The sequence below is a fragment of the Shewanella sp. OMA3-2 genome, assembly GCF_021513195.1.
Classification (GTDB): Bacteria; Pseudomonadota; Gammaproteobacteria; order Enterobacterales; family Shewanellaceae; genus Shewanella.
On sequence record NZ_CP090974.1, the window covers coordinates 3,882,624 to 3,900,989 of the forward strand.

Genomic DNA, 18,366 nt, shown 5'->3' on the forward strand with positions numbered 1-18,366 from the left:
TTTTATAGTAATCGAGATAACGATTACATCATTGCATTGGTACTTTCAAAAATCTTATCAGCAGACGCTGCAACAAATCCAGTATATAGCTGACCATTATCCATTGGATAACGGCGGGCAAACTCATAAAAACAACTTGGAATTTCTGCATCACCATCAGTAAAGCTAACCACCACTTTATCTGCCATGGTAGAAGATTGCTCTAATAACACTTCAGGCGTACCTTTGATTTCACCACCAGATGCATTCAGTAAAAAACCTGCGTCTTTCAACGCTTGGTTAACATCTTCAATGCGTTCAAAATCAGGTAAATCATTTATTGATACGGTGAAATGGTTCGCTCGATAACCAATAGCAGCAACCCAGGCAGCATATTCGCTTTCAGCCAGTAATGCTTGGTAAGTGGCTTTATCAAGTTCCCAGTGACGGCCTGAATAGATAAAGTTATCCGCAACAGTTGCTGCGACATCAATTTGCTCAATAAAGCCTTTAATGGTTTGTTGCAGTGCAGGGCTAAATTCTTCCACTAACAATTCAGAAATAAACACTTTAGGCTGGCTTGGATCTGGATGTTCAAAATGCTTCGCAATCAGCTTTTTCTGCTCGAATTTGTAATCACCGCTGTCAACATAACCAATTGAGGTAAAATGCTTCGCCAGCACGCTAAGGTTAACTTTAGCAATGTTAAACGTACGCAATGCAATATGGTCATTAATAATCGGCGCACCTTTACTCAGTAATTGATGAATTTGGGCTGCTGATGGGGTCATTTTTATATAGTCTTGCCAGATAGCCGCAAACAACGAATTGACGTCAGTATGCATGGTAAAATCCTTCTAAAAAGCAGATTTTTATTGAGGTCGGGCAATAAAAACCAGTTAAATCACGCTAATGGTGCTTCAAGCATTTGCTTGAAGCACATTGGAACTTTATCTAAAAACTAGAATAAAGTTAAATCGATAAACCAGGGCTTAAACTCGCTGGAAAACTGACACTATCCGCTTCCATCGAAGCGACAGGGTAAGCACAGTAGTCAGCGGCATAGAATGCACTAGCTCGGTGATTACCTGAAGCACCAACACCACCAAACGGCGCAGCACCTGAAGCACCAGTAATTTGTTTATTCCAGTTCACAATACCTGCACGGATACGCGCTAAGAAGTAATCATAATCGTCTCTGTTATCAGCTAATAAACCTGCTGATAAACCATAACGAGTATCGTTTGCAAGACGAATTGCTTCATCAAAATCACTGTAGCGAACTAATTGCAGTAACGGTCCGAAATACTCATCATCTGGCAGTTTGGCTATCGCTGATACATCAATTAAACCCGGTGAGACAATGCCCGTACCTGCTTCAACTTGTTTCAGCTCAATCAAGGACACGCCGCCCAAAGATTGTAATGTCGCTTGTGCAGCAACCATACCACGCGCTGCCGTTTCAGAGATCATTGACCCCATAAATGGTTGTGGCTGAGCATTCCAAGCACCAACTTTTATTTGCTTCACAGCCGCGATCAGGGCAGCAATCAATGCATCACCTTGAGCACCTTTCTCAACATATAAACGTCGAGCACAGGTACAGCGCTGGCCTGAGGAAATATATGCCGATTGAATAATATCGTGCACAGCAGCTTTGGTATCGCTGACGCCTTTAATGATTAACGGGTTATTACCGCCCATCTCTAAGGCTAAAATTTTACCCGGATGACCGGCATATTGCTGATGTAATATATGCCTGGTTCGTGAACTACCGGTAAAGAATAAACCATCAATTTGAGGGTGAGAAGCCAGTGCTTTACCTGTATCAACTTCACCTTGAACAAGGTTAATAATCCCTTTTGGTAAACCTGCTTTTTCCCAGCACTTTAACATGAGTTCAGCCACTTTAGGCGTTAACTCTGATGGCTTAAATACCACGGTATTACCAGCTAATAATGCCGGTACGATATGACCATTAGGCAAATGTCCAGGGAAGTTATATGGGCCAAATACAGCAACAACACCATGAGGCTTATGGCGTAATACTGCACGACCTGCAGGTAAATCATTAGTTTCTGTACCAGTGCGCTTGTCATGGGCTTTAGCTGATAAGCCAATTTTGCCAATCATAGCGGCTGCTTCTGTTGCTGTTTCCCACTGTGGTTTACCCGTTTCTTGAGCAATGGTTTCAGCCATTTCAGCTTTATGAGCTTCTAACTGATCACGGTAAGCTTCAACAATCGCTAAACGTGCTTCATAACCTAGCATAAACCAATCAAACTGTGCTGCACGTGCAGCATCAACCGCGCTGTCTACTTGAGCTGCTGTTGCGGTTTTGCCGTGCCAAATAACGTCGCCATTGGCTGGGTTAATTGATTGCACATCATGGCCTTCGCCAGCTAACCATTGACCTTGAATAAATTGAGTCATCGTATATTCCTATAATGAAAGCACGCGAATTTGTTGACCGTTTTCGACCATTAGCCCTTGAGCTAGTTCTGGTGATAGAACAACATTATCGTGTGCATCAGATACATTAAGCATTGCAGCAGTTGCGCGGTAATCAGCAAGCTTGGTATTTGAAATTATGAATCGGGTGTCGGTATGGTGCGTTTTACCAATTTCAACGGTCAGTAAACGACTGCGTTTAACCGATTTAATTTCGTTTAGTCCACATTCAACCGTAGGGCCGCCATCAAAAATGTCGACATAGTTTCTAAACTTAAAGCCTTCAGCTTGCAGTAAACGCAAGGCGGGTTTAGTATTTTTGTGTACTTCACCAATCACTTTCTGCGCCTTCTTGGGCAACATACATACATATACTGGGCTGCGTGGCATCATTTCGGCCATAAAAGCTTTTTTACCTAAGCCAGATAAGTAATCCGCTTCGACAAAATCAATGCCAAGGAAATGTTTTTGTAGCCACTCATAAAAAGGAGAATCACCTTTGTCATCACTAACACCACGCATTTCAGCAATAACAGTTTCACCGAAGCGGTGCTTATGTTGCGCCAACAATAAAAATCGTGAACGCGATAGCATGCGGCCATTATTACCTTTGCGGTAAGCCTCTTTCAAAAACAAAGTACATAACTCTGCCGCACCGGTGTAATCGTGACATAAAGTCAGAGTTTCTACTTCATTACGTACTGCTATTTGTTTTGAATGATATACCTCTGTGCCTAAACGATAATGGTAGAAAGCATCTTCCATACCAACAGCAGCTTCAATACCACAGGTGCCAACAACTTGTTGTGTGCTTGTGTCCTCAAGAACCATTAAATAGCTTTCATCGAAAGGCTTATTAACGTCTTTGGAAAAGGATGTTTCAGCCCTCGCAATCTTCGAACGCAGTAATTCTTCATTTACTGGTAAAGAAGTAAACCCATGGCCAGACTCTACTGCTATGTCATAGAGTGCTTGATAATCGCCGGCACGGATCGGACGTATGATTAACATCTAAATCTCCTCATGGTGCTAGATGAGTAAAGCGTTCACAACTAAGGTAAACGCCTTTATCTAACACTGACCCAAACAAAAGGAGCGCAGCAAGCTGCACTCCTTTTGTATTAACCTGCAACCACTTTGGCTACAGCACGTTCAAAACGTACTAAACCTTCAGCGATATCAGCTTCTGGGATAACCAATGATGGAGCAAAACGAACCACGTTTGCACCAGCCATCAGGGTCATTAACCCTTCTGCTACTGAAGCAACTAAAAAGTCACGACTACGACCTTCGTATTTTTCGTTTAACACTGCACCTAACAACATACCTTTACCACGTACTTCACTAAACACATGATGTTTAGCATTAATGACTGCCAGACCATCACGGAATAACTGCTCACGATGTTTAACACCGTCTAATACTTCTTTAGTATTGACCACATCCATTACTGCATTGCCGATAGCGCAGGCTAATGGGTTGCCACCATATGTAGAACCATGAGTACCAACTTTAAGGTGCGCAGCAATTTTTGCGGTTGTTAGCATAGCTGCGATGGGGAAACCGCCACCCAATGCTTTAGCACTGGTTAAAATATCAGGCACGATATCTGTACCCATATAAGCAAATAACTCACCAGTACGACCTACACCTGTTTGTACTTCATCAAAAATGACCAATGCATCGTGCTTGTCAGCTAGTGCGCGAACCGCTTTTAAGAATTCAGGATCGCCATTGATAATGCCGCCCTCGCCTTGTAAAGGTTCAAGCATGATGGCGCAGGTATTGTCAGAAACAACGGCTTCTAATGCTGCGATATCATTGAATGGTACGTGAGTGATACTTTGTGGCTTAGGACCGAAACCATCTGAATAAGCAGCTTGACCACCAACAGTAACGGTGAAAAAAGTACGACCATGGAAAGCTTTATCAAACGCAATAATTTGATCTTTTTGTGGGCCATGGTTATCTAAAGCATAACGACGGGCTAATTTTAACGCCGCTTCGTTTGCTTCTGCACCTGAGTTAGCAAAATAAACACGCTCAGCGAACGTAGCGTTAACTAATTTTGTGGCTAATGCTAAAGCGGGTTCATTAGTCATCACATTAGATAAATGCCATAACTTCTCGCCTTGCTCTTTTAACGCTGAAACCAATGCAGGATGACAATGTCCTAAACAGTTAACGGCAATACCGCCAGCAAAGTCGATAAATTCATTACCGTTTTGATCCCAAACACGGCTACCTTCACCTTTAACGGGAATTACCGCTGCAGGCGCATAATTAGGCACCATGACTTCATCAAATTGGGCGCGGTTAAGATTCATTTCAACAGTCATTCCATTTCATCCTTTATTTTGTGTAAACGGCCTAAAGCCGCTATATATCGCCGTTTTCTTTGTTATATAGTCGTGAAACGACGACTGTTTGTATACAGTATTAGTTATTATTAACGAAAATGTGATCAAAATACCAGTTATCAACAATTAACTTCTGCTAAGGCGGGCCTAAAACTGAATAAAGATTGATTAAAATGACTAAACGAAGCGCTTTAGCTGGGGCTTTACAGCATAAATAGTCATAAAAAAAGTTATTTGACTGCTTTTAACCACACAATAGTTCAATTGTGCATAATTACACACTATTTACATTGTTATATGCAGTGTGCTTGAAAAGACTAAACCACTTAAGTTAGATCTAACTTACGGTAATTTTGCGCTTTTAAACGGATAACTTCTTGTTGGGAAAACTCATAATAATCGAACATCACTTTTCGCTCTTGTGGTGCGAGTAATTGATGTTCTTCTAGTAATATTATTTTAGCGTAGCAACTTGCTTTCGCCACGATAGATGCATCAATCGATAGCTCATTAAAATGATAATCTTGATCTAATTCTTTTAACACTTTAGTAATCGAGCTTTGTTCAAAATCTAGCTGTTCAAGTAATTGCCAGTTTAAGTGATGACCATGATTAATCACTTGGTTAAAAACTTGTTCCGCAGGAAACTCTGTCGCCATCACAGCATCATAAACTTCTTTATCACGGCTCCTACTGGCCTCTCTTAACCAAGTTCCCCAGTATCTTTCAAATAATCGTGCGCTATTAGATAAAATAACTGAGGTACCTAATTGATATAAAAGTGCACAGGTGTAACTGATATCTGTTGGACGATTATGTAATACCGTTAAAGCTTGTGCTGCAATAGCGGTGATCATGCTGTATCGCCACAACTTTCGGGTCGTCCAAAGTAAATTTGCATGGCCACTGGGTAGCCAATTTCTGATGCAAAAATAGGGGATCAGCAAGCGTAAGTTTTCTAAACCGATATAATTTAATATCAATTTAATATCCGTTACCCGTACATCTGAGTTTTTTGGGCGCCTATGTGTAGATGCAGGGCTATTTATCAAGGTCACAAGATCCCTCGTTAACCAAGGAAGGCTAGCAATGATAGGCCTGAGACGATTAATATTAGGATCTTTTTCTAGGAGTAAATCAAGCAATAAAATTTGAGTGTTTTGTATGCCTGAACTGACTAACAAGCTGTCAAGACTCGTTACTTTATGTTCAATAGCATTATTAACCGTATCGATCAATTGAGCAGAAATAGCCTTATAAATAGCTTTAGCTTCAGCCTTCTTATCTAACCTAAGCTGAATAGCTTTACGCTCGATATCTAATTTATTAGCATCTTGCTCCAGTTTTTCATTAGCATCATCCTCCATTGCGGCTGCTTTATGCTTGCCGACGATAAGATGCTGATATAGACGTCGTTCAATTTCAATCAACTTACCTGGACGAACGCCACCTGCTGTCGATACTGTCACTAAAACAAATCCTACTATTAATTATAAATAACATAATAAAAATTAAGGCCTCCTAAAGGAAGCCTTAATTTGATTCACTAAGATTATTTCTTTAACTCTTGTTCAAATAGTTTATAAATTCGACGATATTCATCTAACCAACTTGATGGTTGTTTAAAACCATGTGGTTCAACTGGATAAATGGCTGTTTCAAACATCGGTTTTTCAAGCTCTATTAACCGTTGTACTATACGTACGCTGTCTTGAAAGAAAACGTTGTCATCTAATACGCCGCTCATGATCAGTAATGGCTTTTGTAATCCATCAGCATGCTCAATCGGTGAGCTACGTTCATAAGCTATGGGGTCGATATCCGGCGTATTTAAAATATTTGATGTGTACGGCGCATTATAATGAGCCCAGTCAGTCACTGGACGCAATGCTGCGCCCGCTTGGAATAGTTCAGGTTCATTAAACAGTGCCATAAAGGTTAAGAAGCCACCATATGAACCACCGTAAGTGCCTACTTTCGCGCTATCTACATTAGCATTACTTGCCATCCAAGAAACGCCATCTTTTAAGTCTTCAACTTCAGGCGTGCCCATATTACGGTAAACCGCGGTACGCCAGTCACGTCCATAGCCTTTCGAACCACGGTAATCCATGTCCATCACTACGTAGCCCTGTTGGGCCAACATGTTGTGGAACATAAACTCGCGGAAGTAACCTGAAAAACCATAATGAGCATTTTGCAAATAGCCTGCACCATGATTAAAAATAACTGCTGGGTATTTATCAGCCGCTTGAGCATCAAATCCCTCAGGCAAATAAACCCGCGCATAAATATCAGCCGCGCCATGGGTAGACGGCACAGCAACAACTTTAGGTGCTTGCCAAGCATACTGCTTAAACGCTTGGCTGGTGTAATCGGTTAACTGAGTGATTTTTCCGCCAATTTTTTGAGTATAAAGCTCATTAGGATGAATCGCTGATGATGCATCAAGCAGCAGTGACTGTCCGTCAGGGCTTAATACGTATGACAGGGTACCAAACCAGTTTGTCAGTTGCTCAATCTTGCCTGACGCAATCTCAACACGATAAACATTATAACTTCCAGGATGATCGACATTGGCGCGGTAGACAATATGCTTACCATCAGGTGATAAAGTCACATCATCAACAACAAATTTACCTTGAGTTAATGCACGCGCTTTTTGGCCTGAAGCTTTAACATAAAGTTGTGAGTATCCACTTTCTTCAGAAAGGTAAAAAAAGCTATCTGAGCCTGGTAACCAACCAAATTGATTAAACGTATAGTTTACCCAAGCATCGTCATGTAAACGATGCTCGGTGACTAATGTGCCTTTATCTAAATCAACTGACGCTATCCAGCGATCTTTATTATCAACAGCTTCAACCATGACAAGTAGTTTATTGTCGGTAGGATGCCACCGAATCGCACTTTGATCCCAGCCCCAATCTTGCATAAGCTGGATCAAACGTGGGGATGTTTCGCTTTTATATGTTTCGCCTTTTGCAACAGCATTTTCTTTTTTTACTGCTGCCAGCACATCTTCATCAAAACCCGTTAATCCTTCAATAGTGATATCTTTTTTAACATGCTCAACTAAATCTAATAATACTAAGCGTTGACCAGGAAATTTATCTTCGGCGACTCTAGCTCTTGCAGGGACTTTATCGATATAACCGTCTTGTCCAAGATAATTAGGCATAATGTCGTGTTCAGCACGCCAAGAATAATTTTTGTCGGTTAAGGCTAAAATGGCATAGCGACCATCAGCAGACAAACTCAAATCAGATACCACTTCGGTATCGCCTAAATACCAAGTGTTAGCTGCAAAGCTAGGATCAACTTTAGCAAGTTGCTTCTGATAATCTTGTTGAGACTTTGCATTATCATGTTGCAAAGCAACGTATTGAATTAATCTATGTTGCTGCTTAGCAATATAAGATGCAGGCTCTTGAATAGGTTTGGGTTCATTAGCCATTTGAATATTAGCTATCTGTTCCGTAAGCCCTGACGCTTGATGTAGGCGGAAGATATTATTACCTTGCCAATAAGCTATATCGCCATTAGACAAAAAGCGCACACCGCTAATCGCCTCATTTTGCTTAGTAAGCTGTTTAATATCACCATCAGTCAAATCTTTTACAAATAAGTTACCCTGGTAGATATAAGCTTTTTGAGTCCGGTCTAGATTAAATACCGCGTTTTTTTGATCCGCTAAATGTAACTGATTTAATGACAGTTTCTGCGCAACAGTTTGGCCAACACTTTGCTGATAATAATCACGTGTAGGCGCTCGATCTGCCTGACGGCTAAAATACACCGACTGACTGTCGTCAGACCAATAGGCATCTTGAGCCAAAATACCCATCCAGTCTGGATTCGCCATAATCTGGTTTAAGGTTAATGCTTGTTCTGCTTTAGGTGGTTGGGCTAATGGTATTTTAACCGACACATTATTCGTTAACGTTGCTGAAGTTTGTGGTGCTTGTGCTGTCGCGCTACATCCACTGACAAGTGCCAATGTCAGCGCACTAAAAGTAAAACGACGAATAACTGGCAAGGTGATCGTAAAACTAGACATGATTATCCCTTCGATGAAGATGTTTTTATTTTAGGGACACTTTATAGCACAATTGAGTACTATGTTTCGCGCAGATTTGTGTTGAAAGTTGTAACAGAAAAGCTTGCTAAATGATCGAATAATTTACCGGCGTAAAAAATTAGCAAGTAACTCATGACCTTGCTCAGTCAGTATCGCTTCCAGGTGAAACTGTACGCTATATAGAGATAACTGTTCATGGCTCATCGCCATTATTTCTTGGCCGTGAATAGGATCGTCATACCAGGCATCAAGCACAAAGTTCTCTGGTAATGAATCCACTAATAAAGAATGATACCGAGTGACGGCTAGTGGCTGGTTTAACCCGTCAAATAAGCCACGCCCAGTATGCTGTATTACACTGGTTTTGCCATGCATAACCCGCTTTGCGCGTACCACATTAGCACCAAAAACCTGGGCAATAACTTGATGACCTAAACACACCCCAAGAATAGGCAGCTTGCCGGCAAAGTGGCGAACAACATCAAGTGAAATCCCCGCTTCATTAGGAGAACCAGGACCGGGGAAATAACAATATGCGTCGGCGATATACTGTCTATTTCAGTAAGGGTAATTTCGTTATTTCGCTTAACCACGATATCCTCACCTAGCGCTTGAAAGTATTGCACCAAATTAAAGGTAAAAGAATCGTAATTATCTATCATTAACAACATGCAACTGTCCGACTGAGTGAGTATATAACACCATTAAAAAAACCAGCCAAAAGGCTGGTTTTTAGTAGACCTTATGTTGTTATTTTACAACAGTGAGGTGGCTTTTACGCTTAGGTTTTTCATCCGTTTTTTCTGCTACTGATTTATCCATAGTATTATCAACAGAAGCTAAACCTGGTGATGTCACTTTAGTTTCATTATCAGTAGTATATGCATCTTCCATATCAAATACGGTACCAGATCCATTCTCACGGGCGTAGATGGCAATAATAGATGCCATAGGCAAGTAAACTTGCTGAGGTACGCCGCCAAAACGTGCACTGAATTCAACAGCGTCATTATTCATTTGTAAATTAACCACAGCACCTGTGGCTATGTTTAATACAATTTGTCCATCTTTCACAAATTGCTGAGGTACTTGAGTACCTTCTACAAATGCATCAACCACAACATGCGGCGTAAAATGGTTATCCATCAACCACTCATAATAAGCCCGCAATAAATAAGGACGATTTGGAGTAATGCTTTTCATTACATACCCATGCGCATTTCGCGCTCAGCCTCTGTTAATGATGCTTTAAATGATTCACGTTCAAAAATACGTGTCATATAAGCATTAATCTCTTTAGCAGTACGAGGATCTAAATTGATACCTAATACTGGCAGACGCCATAATAATGGGCCTAAATAGCAATCAGACAAACCAAAATCTTCATTCATGAAGTAAGGCATTTCAGCAAATACTGGTGCCAAAGCAACTAAACTTTCAGTTAACTCTTTACGAGCCGCATCAGCTTTATCACCGTTGCGAATACGATCAACAAGTACATACCAATCGGTATCAATGCGATGCATCATCAGGCGACTTTGACCACGTGATACCAGGTAAACAGGCATAAGTGGTGGATGTGGGAAACGCTCGTCCAAATATTCCATGATTATGCGAGATTCATATAACACTAATTCACGGTCAACTAACGTTGGCACAGAGTTATATGGATTTACTTCAAGTAAATCTTCTGGCATTTCACTTGGGTCTACCTGTAAAACATCAACGGTAACCCCTTTCTCAGCCAATACGATACGCACTTGATGGCTATATAAATCATCGGCACCTGAAAACAGTGTCATGATAGAGCGTTTGTTGGCAGCTACAGCCATTGATACTCTCCAGAAATCTAGAAAAACAAAACAAACGAGGGGCTAAGCCCCTCGTTTACATTACGCGGATAATACATTTTACCCGTTATTTGATGCTAGTGCACATCTTTCCAGTATTCTTTCTTCAACAAGTAAGCAATGATGAAGAAAATAAACAGGAATCCGAGTACCCACCAACCTAATGCTTCACGCTCTAGCTTAACTGGGTCACCTGAATAGACTAGGAAACCAGTTAAGTCACGTACCGCTTGGTCGTACTCTTCAGCAGACATTGAACCACCCGTAGCCACAAGTTTACCATGTTCATCTTTTACATTAAGGCCTTGTAGACCTTGTAAAACATGCGGCATACCTACTAGTGGGAATACGGTGTTATTAACGCCAAATGGGCGACTTTCATCCGCGTAGAAACCTTTTAGGTAAGTGTAAACCCAATCAGCACCACGTACACGAGCAACTAAAGTTAAATCTGGTGGTGCTGCACCAAACCATTTAGCCGCATCTGCCTCAGGGATAGCGTTTTCCATTAACTCACCAACTTTAGCATCGGTGAACATGTACTTGTTACGCATATCATCGATTGAAATACCTAAGTCAGTCGCTACACGGTCGTAGCGTTGATATTGAGTACTGTGACAACCTGAGCAGTAATGTTGGAATAAATCCAAACCACGCTCTAATGACGCATTATCATTTAAGTCAATGTTAGCACTTTCTAAGTGAACATTGTGCCCACTTGCAGCCATAGCGAGAGATGGCAGCAATGTAACTAATGCAATTAATAACTTTTTCATTAGTGAGTCACCCTCGTAGGTACCGGCTTTGTCTTCTCATTCTTACTGTAAACCCATAGGGCCACGAAGAAACCAAAGTAAGTGAAAGTGAATATACGTGCCGCAATGGTTAACTCAGGAGTGGCAGGAACTACGCCTAAATAACCTAATATAATGAACGACACTGTAAACTGAGCAATGTTGATCTTGTGGATCAAGCTACGGTAGCGAATAGACTTCACTTTACAGCGATCAAGCCAAGGCAGAAGGAACAACACTGCAATAGATAGACCCATACCAATAACACCCAGCAACTTATCAGGAACTGCACGTAAAATCGCGTAGAAAGGCGTGAAGTACCAAACTGGTGCAATGTGCTCAGGAGTCTTCATTGGATTAGCCGCTTCAAAATTTGGCTTTTCAAGGAAGTATCCGCCGCCTTCAGGCATGAAGAACAACACATAACAGAACACGATTAAGAAACCCGCTACACCCATAATATCTTTTACAGTGTAGTAAGGGTGGAATGGGATACCATCAATAGGCCATCCATTCTCATCTTTGTTCTTTTTAATTTCAACGCCATCTGGGTTATTTGAGCCAACTTCATGTAGGGCAACTAAGTGTAAGAACACTAATACAACCAATACAAGTGGAAGGGCAATAACATGCAACGCAAAGAAACGATTTAAAGTTGCGCCAGAAACAACATAGTCACCGCGGATCCACAGTGTCAAGTCATCACCAATAAACGGAATAGCACCAAACAATGAAATAATTACCTGTGCACCCCAGTAAGACATTTGTCCCCAAGGCAGTAAGTACCCCATGAAGGCTTCAGCCATCAGCACAAGGAAAATCAACATACCAAACAGCCATAATAGCTCTCTTGGTTTTTGATAAGAACCATAGATTAATCCACGGAACATGTGCATATAGATAACAAAGAAGAACGCTGACGCACCTGTAGAGTGCATATAACGTAACAGCCAACCGTACTCAACATCACGCATGATGTATTCAACAGAAGCAAAAGCACCTTCGGCTGTGGGTACATAATTCATCGTTAACCAAATACCCGTAAGCAACTGGTTAACTAAAACTAATAACGCTAATGAGCCGAAAAAGTACCAAAAGTTGAAATTCTTCGGTGTCGCATACTGACCCACGTGACGGTTGTAGGTTGCCGTCATAGGGATACGTGCATCGATCCAATCAATAATGTTCTTAACCATTACGCGGCTCCCGTATCTTCACCGATAATCACGTTAGCGTCATCGATATATTTATGCGGCGGCACCACGAGGTTCAATGGAGCTGGAACACCCGAAAATACACGGCCAGCCATGTCAAATTTAGAACCATGACATGGGCAAAAGAAACCAGATGTAACACCCTCAACCTGCTCACCAAATGAATCAGGTAAATAAGTTGGAGAACATCCTAAATGGGTACAGATACCAACAGCAATAAAGAATTCAGGCTTGATAGAACGTGCAGGGTTAGTTGCATATTCTGGCTGCTGCATTTCTTCAGATGCAGGATCACGTAGTTGGCTGTCTAATGTCTGAAGAGTATTTAGCACAGCTTCTGTACGACGAACTACCCAAACCGGTTTTCCACGCCATTCGACACGAATTAACTGACCTGGTTCTACTTTACTAATATTTACTTCGACCGGCGCACCTGCAGCTTTCGCTTTGGCACTCGGATTCCATGACTTGATGAAAGGAACCGCTACAGCAACGGCTCCTGCACCACCAACTACGGCGGTTGCGGCTGTCAGGAATCTGCGACGTCCGGTATCGACTGGCGCATTGCTCATCCACTTATCTCCCAGAGGGTGTTGGAATTTTTATATTTCAATAGTTTAACCTCTAAAAAAGGTAGTGTTAAACTATCATAGTTTGAGGCAGGGCTCATTATAGCGAAAAATTAGAAGCAGATCATAGAGAAAACACACAACTAAATTGCGGATTAAGCCTCTTTGGCTTAAAAATGTAATTTTTTTGGCTTTGAAGATATTGTTTCCGTTTCAAAATGACAAACAAAAAAACATCTAACATACTGGTTTTAATAACTATATGCTCAATAAAGGTTAACTAATTTAGTCAAAGGTAGTCGGATGAAAAAAATAATTATTTTTATATGAAACGATCAATAATTCTACCGTGCTTTAGACACAAAAAAGCCCGATATTTATCGGGCTTTTACTCGCAAACTAACCAGTTAGCTTTATTTTCCGTCCATCGACTTCATATACTTGAAGAAATCACTTTCAGGCTCTAACACCATAATATCTGAATTACCGGAAAAACTTTCTTTGTAAGCTTCTAAGCTACGTAAAAAGCCATAAAATTCGGCATCTTTATTATAAGCATCAGCATAAATCTTAGCCGCTAACGCATCACCTTCACCACGAATGGTTAATGCATTACGTTCCGCTCCTGCTACTTTAACTGTCACACCAGCATCGGTGGTTGCACGGATGATTTCAGCTTGCTCTTTACCCTGAGCACGATGCTCTTTTGCTACAGCTTGACGCTCAGCACGCATACGCTGGTAAATACTATTACTCACGTTAGCAGGTAAATTGATTTGCTTAACACGCACATCTACAACTTCAATACCTAAGTTTGCAGCACTTTCAGAAGCATTTGTTAACGCATCAATTTGCAGTTCATCGCGCTTACCAGACACAATTTCTTTAATTGTGCGGCGACCAAACTCAGTACGTAAATCGTTACTGATTTTTGCTTGTAATAACTTCTCCGCGTTGGCTTTAATACCTGCGTTTGTTGAAAGATAGTACTTTTCAAAATCACTAATACGCCATTTAACGTATGAATCAACCATTAGATCTTTCTTTTCAGACGTCACAAAACGATCGGCGGCACCATCTAGAGTTTGAATACGGGCATCCATGTATCTTGGTTTGTCCACAACAGGCCACTTAAAGTGTAATCCTGGAACAAAGACACGCGTGACTTCTACGCCGTCGATATTGTCTTTAACAACTTTACCGAAACGAGAAACTATCGCACGTTCACCTTCATTGACAACCATGACAGATGAAAAACCAAGACCTAAGATAACAACAAGAAGAATTAAACCTAATCTACCCATGAGTTATCCCCTCCCTTGACGAGTGCGTTCTTCACGAGATAAGCGTCCATCGGTAGGAATACTTGTCATCGGAATATTGGCACTACCTGATACTGAATTAATATGATGCTCAACTTCTGGCTCAACAGTTTTACTGTTTGCCTTATTATTGTCCATCAGCTTATCTAATGGTAAATACATTAGATTACCGTTGTTTTTAGCATCAATTAATACTTTATTAGTACCAGACATCACTTCTTGCATTGCATCTAGATACAAACGCGTACGAGTTACACTTGGTGCAGCTTTATATTCAGGTAATAACTTTTCAAATCGAGCAACTTTACCTTCTGCTTCAAGTACGACACGTTGTTTGTAAGCACTTGCTTGCTGTGACATACGTTCAACTTGACCACGAGCTTTTGGCTCAATCTCACGAGAGTAAGCTTCTGCTTCACGAATAAAGCGTTGTTCATCTTCCTGTGCAGAAATTGCATCATCAAATGCATCTTTCACTTCTTCAGGCGGACGTGCTGGTAAAAAGTTAACGTCACGAATTTGTAAGCCAATTTTATAAGGCTCAATAATACGTTCTAACTCTTTCCAAGTATCCCGACGAATGGCATCACGCCCAGTCGTTAAAATATCATCCATGCGGTTATGACCAATGACATAACGCAGTGCACTGTCGGTGGCTTCACGCAAACTTGCGTTAGCATCAACAGCACTGAATAAGTATTCATAAGCATCTGACACGCTATATTGAACCACGAGCTCAACTTTTACGACGTTTTCATCAGATGTCAACATACTGCCCGAAGCAGGAACCGAACGGAACGTTTCCACATCAACGGTTGTCACTTCATCAATAAACGTTGCTTTCCAGTGTAAACCAGAGCTCACTTCACCAATGTGTTGACCAAAACGGAGTAATACACCACGCTCAGCTTCTTTAACTGTGTATAGACCAGACAACGCCCAAATAATCAAAGCAATCAAGGCAAACACAATCAAAATTGATGAGTTAAATGGCTGGCCTGAAGCGCTATTACCGCCCTTGCCACCAAAACGTTTTGATAAGTTACGAAATACTTCGTCTAGATCTGGTGGTCCTTTATCGTTACCACCCTTATTTCCCCAAGGGTCTTTATTTCCCTTGTTACCGGGCTCATTCCAAGCCATTTAGCACTCCATAATTGGATGAAATAAATGAGATTAACAAGAAACGTCTACTTCTGAAGCTTCAAAAATAAATGTCTCTAATTCCCCCTGACTCTGTTTCAATAATCGGCGCCAATCGGCTTCCGATACGCGAACAGATAAAATACAGTTCCCCAGATCGTCATACTCTTTCTGCTGTATTGCATCCAGTCGATAAAACTGGCCAAGATAATGTCCAGCAGAGGCTGGTATTTTCAAAGTCTGCTCATAAATCACTGTTCCGATTAATTCGGTAATAGCTTGTAAAAGCAGATCAAATCCAATCTGTTTTTGTGCAGATACCCACACGCGCTCAGGCTTGCCTTCATCGTCATAATCTATACGAGGGGCAAAGTCTTCAAGTAAATCTATCTTATTACATACCACTAATTGTGTGATGTCATCAGCTTCAATTTCTTCAAGTACGCTTTGTACCTGATCGAAATTTTCAGTCATATTATCATCAGCACAATCGACTATATGTAATAGTAAATCGGCTTGGCGTGTTTCCTGTAGCGTGGCTTTAAACGCCGCGACTAGGTCATGGGGTAAATGACGAATAAACCCAACAGTGTCAGCCAAAATGACTGAACCATCAGGTAAATCTAATTTCCGTAGTGTTGGGTCCAGTGTCGCGAACAATTGATCAGCTGCATAAACATCAGATAATGTTAACGAATTAAACAATGTCGACTTACCGGCATTGGTATAACCCACTAATGCAACGGTAGCCATATCACTACGTTTACGAGCTCGGCGACTTTGCTCGCGTTGTTTGTCTACTTTATCTAGGCGTTTATTAATATTCTTAATCCGGCCTCGTAGCAAACGTCTATCGGTTTCAAGCTGAGTTTCCCCAGGCCCACGCATACCGATACCGCCTTTTTGCCGCTCAAGATGAGTCCAACCTCGGATCAGACGCGTTGACATGTGGCGCAGTTGCGCTAGCTCCACCTGCATCTTACCTTCGTGAGTTCGGGCTCGTTGGGCAAAAATATCTAATATTAATGTAGTGCGGTCTAACACTCGACACTGGCAAACCACTTCGAGGTTACGCTCTTGAGCTGGGCTCAATGCATGATTAAAAATCACTACATTAGCTTCTGTTGCAGCGACCATAGCTGCTAACTCTTCTGCCTTACCAGAACCAATAAAAAACTTTCGGTCTGGCGAACGACGATTGCCTGTGATTACCCCTACCGAGCGTGCACCTGCAGACTCAACTAATAGTTGTAATTCCAATAAATCTTCACGACGTTCTTCGTCAGAAAACTCGATATGAACAAGTACAGCTGTTTCTCCACCTTCATAACGATCAAACAAGAAGCATTATCCTTTTTAAGTTATTTATTCCGCATCATCCTCATCAGAAGCATTAGTGCCTTGATGACTTGTCACATTAAACGGACGGGCTGGAACGACTGTCGAAATGGCATGTTTATACACCATTTGACTCACTGTGTTTTTCAACAAGATCACGAATTGGTCGAAAGACTCAACCTGTCCCTGAAGCTTAATACCGTTTACTAAATAGATCGAAACGGGTACACGCTCACGACGTAGAGCGTTTAAAAATGGGTCTTGTAAAGATTGCCCCTTAGCCATTTTGTAATTTCCTTTTTCTTTTTAAAATATGTAATTCAAGTTTTATTCTTTAGTTTTAGTATTATACAGTAACAGCTAATTAGCTAGCTGCATTGTCGCATAAGTGTAACTAAATTCATTTCATCGCCACTTTCAAGCCATTGTAAATCAGACCAACTTCTCAACCATGTTAATTGACGTTTGGCTAATTGCCTAGTGGCAGCGGTAGCTTTTTCGACCATAGTAGTATAATCAACCTCATTTTCAAGGTATTCCCAGCACTGCCGGTAACCGACACAACGCATTGATGGCATATCTAAATGCAAGTCGCCGCGGGACTTTAATCGAGCAACTTCATCGATAAAGCCCTGGTCTAACATCAGTAGAAAACGCTTAGCAATCAACTCATGCAATACTTTTCTGTCGCTAGGCGCTATCGCAAACTGTATTACATCGTACGGTAGCTCGGCAGACTTAATCTGAGTTAACTCTGTTATCGTCTTACCGGTTATGCGAAAAACCTCTAATGCCCGAGATAACCTTTGTGGATCATTTGGATGAATTCGCTCACCTGAAACGGGGTCAATCTCGCACAATTGTCGATGCAACGCCTCCCAACCTAGACTTTCTGCCTCGGCTAAGATTTGAGTCCGTATCGTCTCATCTGCAGCGGGTAAAGGTGATAACCCCTCCAATAATGCTTTGAAATACATCATAGTGCCGCCGACTAATAAAGGCGTTTTACCACGGGCAACAATTTGCTCAATCTGTTCTAGTGCATCACGACGAAAATCAGCCGCAGAATAACTCTCACTAGGATCTAAAATGTCAATCAAACGATGTGGTGCCTGCGCCAACTCTTCAGCTGTTGGCTTTGCGGTACCAATATCCATTTGACGGTAAATCAACGCTGAATCAACAGAAATTAACTCACAGTTATGCTGTTGGGCCATTTGAATGGCCAATGCAGTTTTACCCGAAGCTGTTGGTCCCATCAAAAA

At 41.4% G+C, this 18,366-nt stretch carries 16 protein-coding genes and 1 pseudogene; all 17 read right to left on the bottom strand.

Going from position 1 to position 18,366, the window contains the following annotated elements; translation table 11 throughout:
• Positions 1 to 23: 23 nt before the first annotated feature.
• The gene (locus L0B17_RS17130) at positions 24 to 824 is read right to left on the bottom strand and encodes a DUF1338 domain-containing protein (protein ID WP_235086488.1); all 801 of its coding nucleotides are present in this window, start codon (positions 822 to 824) and stop codon (positions 24 to 26) included.
• A gap of 127 nt (positions 825 to 951) precedes the next feature.
• A complete protein-coding gene (gene astD / locus L0B17_RS17135) occupies positions 952 to 2,412 on the bottom strand; it encodes a succinylglutamate-semialdehyde dehydrogenase (RefSeq protein ID WP_235086489.1) in 1,461 nt (486 codons plus the stop codon).
• A 9-nt stretch (positions 2,413 to 2,421) separates the two neighbouring features.
• Complete coding sequence (gene astA, locus L0B17_RS17140; protein WP_235086490.1) at positions 2,422 to 3,441, bottom strand: arginine N-succinyltransferase; 1,020 nt, start codon at positions 3,439 to 3,441, stop codon at positions 2,422 to 2,424.
• A 110-nt stretch (positions 3,442 to 3,551) separates the two neighbouring features.
• On the bottom strand, positions 3,552 to 4,769 hold the full coding sequence (locus L0B17_RS17145) for an aspartate aminotransferase family protein (protein ID WP_235086491.1): 1,218 nt from the start codon (positions 4,767 to 4,769) through the stop codon (positions 3,552 to 3,554).
• A 347-nt stretch (positions 4,770 to 5,116) separates the two neighbouring features.
• Complete coding sequence (locus L0B17_RS17150) at positions 5,117 to 6,259, bottom strand: HDOD domain-containing protein (RefSeq protein WP_235086492.1); 1,143 nt, start codon at positions 6,257 to 6,259, stop codon at positions 5,117 to 5,119.
• Between the two features lie 83 nt (positions 6,260 to 6,342).
• Positions 6,343 to 8,850, bottom strand: coding sequence for a S9 family peptidase (locus tag L0B17_RS17155; RefSeq protein ID WP_235086493.1), 2,508 nt, complete (start codon positions 8,848 to 8,850; stop codon positions 6,343 to 6,345).
• A gap of 123 nt (positions 8,851 to 8,973) precedes the next feature.
• Positions 8,974 to 9,542 (bottom strand): annotated as a pseudogene (locus L0B17_RS17160) (anthranilate synthase component II).
• Between the two features lie 79 nt (positions 9,543 to 9,621).
• The gene (locus L0B17_RS17165; protein WP_235086494.1) at positions 9,622 to 10,074 is read right to left on the bottom strand and encodes a ClpXP protease specificity-enhancing factor; all 453 of its coding nucleotides are present in this window, start codon (positions 10,072 to 10,074) and stop codon (positions 9,622 to 9,624) included.
• Positions 10,074 to 10,703 carry a stringent starvation protein SspA gene (gene sspA / locus L0B17_RS17170; RefSeq protein WP_235086495.1) on the bottom strand — a complete coding sequence of 210 codons (630 nt, stop codon included), beginning with the start codon at positions 10,701 to 10,703 and terminating at the stop codon, positions 10,074 to 10,076. The genes L0B17_RS17165 and sspA overlap by 1 nt, the downstream gene beginning before the upstream one ends.
• 95 nt (positions 10,704 to 10,798) lie before the next feature.
• Complete coding sequence (locus L0B17_RS17175; RefSeq protein ID WP_235086496.1) at positions 10,799 to 11,497, bottom strand: cytochrome c1; 699 nt, start codon at positions 11,495 to 11,497, stop codon at positions 10,799 to 10,801.
• A complete protein-coding gene (locus tag L0B17_RS17180) occupies positions 11,497 to 12,711 on the bottom strand; it encodes a cytochrome b (RefSeq protein ID WP_235086497.1) in 1,215 nt (404 codons plus the stop codon). Before L0B17_RS17180 ends, L0B17_RS17175 begins: the two co-directional genes overlap by 1 nt.
• A complete protein-coding gene (gene petA, locus L0B17_RS17185; RefSeq protein WP_226411210.1) occupies positions 12,711 to 13,301 on the bottom strand; it encodes a ubiquinol-cytochrome c reductase iron-sulfur subunit in 591 nt (196 codons plus the stop codon). Before petA ends, L0B17_RS17180 begins: the two co-directional genes overlap by 1 nt.
• A 410-nt stretch (positions 13,302 to 13,711) precedes the next feature.
• Positions 13,712 to 14,602: a protease modulator HflC gene (gene hflC, locus L0B17_RS17190; RefSeq protein WP_235086498.1), complete on the bottom strand. Its 891-nt coding sequence runs from the start codon at positions 14,600 to 14,602 to the stop codon at positions 13,712 to 13,714.
• A gap of 3 nt (positions 14,603 to 14,605) precedes the next feature.
• Positions 14,606 to 15,763, bottom strand: coding sequence for an FtsH protease activity modulator HflK (hflK, locus tag L0B17_RS17195; protein WP_235086499.1), 1,158 nt, complete (start codon positions 15,761 to 15,763; stop codon positions 14,606 to 14,608).
• Between the two features lie 33 nt (positions 15,764 to 15,796).
• A complete protein-coding gene (hflX, locus tag L0B17_RS17200; RefSeq protein ID WP_235086500.1) occupies positions 15,797 to 17,104 on the bottom strand; it encodes a ribosome rescue GTPase HflX in 1,308 nt (435 codons plus the stop codon).
• A 24-nt stretch (positions 17,105 to 17,128) separates the two neighbouring features.
• Positions 17,129 to 17,386 carry an RNA chaperone Hfq gene (gene hfq / locus L0B17_RS17205; protein ID WP_226411218.1) on the bottom strand — a complete coding sequence of 86 codons (258 nt, stop codon included), beginning with the start codon at positions 17,384 to 17,386 and terminating at the stop codon, positions 17,129 to 17,131.
• An 83-nt stretch (positions 17,387 to 17,469) separates the two neighbouring features.
• Entirely contained in the window at positions 17,470 to 18,360 is an 891-nt protein-coding gene (miaA, locus tag L0B17_RS17210) for a tRNA (adenosine(37)-N6)-dimethylallyltransferase MiaA (protein WP_443019967.1), read from the bottom strand.
• Between the last annotated feature and the right edge of the window lie 6 nt (positions 18,361 to 18,366).

Excerpts from the sequence above, each read along its gene's own strand:
- L0B17_RS17165 (WP_235086494.1), bottom strand. The coding sequence starts at position 10,074 with ATGAAAAGCATTACTCCAAATCGTCCTTATTTATTGCGGGCTTATTAT.
- L0B17_RS17175 (WP_235086496.1), bottom strand. The coding sequence starts at position 11,497 with ATGAAAAAGTTATTAATTGCATTAGTTACATTGCTGCCATCTCTCGCT.
- hflK (WP_235086499.1), bottom strand. The coding sequence starts at position 15,763 with ATGGCTTGGAATGAGCCCGGTAACAAGGGAAATAAAGACCCTTGGGGA.
- astA (WP_235086490.1), bottom strand. The coding sequence starts at position 3,441 with ATGTTAATCATACGTCCGATCCGTGCCGGCGATTATCAAGCACTCTAT.
- L0B17_RS17130 (WP_235086488.1), bottom strand. The coding sequence starts at position 824 with ATGCATACTGACGTCAATTCGTTGTTTGCGGCTATCTGGCAAGACTAT.
- L0B17_RS17180 (WP_235086497.1), bottom strand. The coding sequence starts at position 12,711 with ATGGTTAAGAACATTATTGATTGGATCGATGCACGTATCCCTATGACG.
- L0B17_RS17155 (WP_235086493.1), bottom strand. The coding sequence starts at position 8,850 with ATGTCTAGTTTTACGATCACCTTGCCAGTTATTCGTCGTTTTACTTTT.
- miaA (WP_443019967.1), bottom strand. The coding sequence starts at position 18,360 with ATGGGACCAACAGCTTCGGGTAAAACTGCATTGGCCATTCAAATGGCC.
- astD (WP_235086489.1), bottom strand. The coding sequence starts at position 2,412 with ATGACTCAATTTATTCAAGGTCAATGGTTAGCTGGCGAAGGCCATGAT.
- hfq (WP_226411218.1), bottom strand. The coding sequence starts at position 17,386 with ATGGCTAAGGGGCAATCTTTACAAGACCCATTTTTAAACGCTCTACGT.
- sspA (WP_235086495.1), bottom strand. The coding sequence starts at position 10,703 with ATGGCTGTAGCTGCCAACAAACGCTCTATCATGACACTGTTTTCAGGT.
- L0B17_RS17145 (WP_235086491.1), bottom strand. The coding sequence starts at position 4,769 with ATGACTGTTGAAATGAATCTTAACCGCGCCCAATTTGATGAAGTCATG.
- petA (WP_226411210.1), bottom strand. The coding sequence starts at position 13,301 with ATGAGCAATGCGCCAGTCGATACCGGACGTCGCAGATTCCTGACAGCC.
- hflC (WP_235086498.1), bottom strand. The coding sequence starts at position 14,602 with ATGGGTAGATTAGGTTTAATTCTTCTTGTTGTTATCTTAGGTCTTGGT.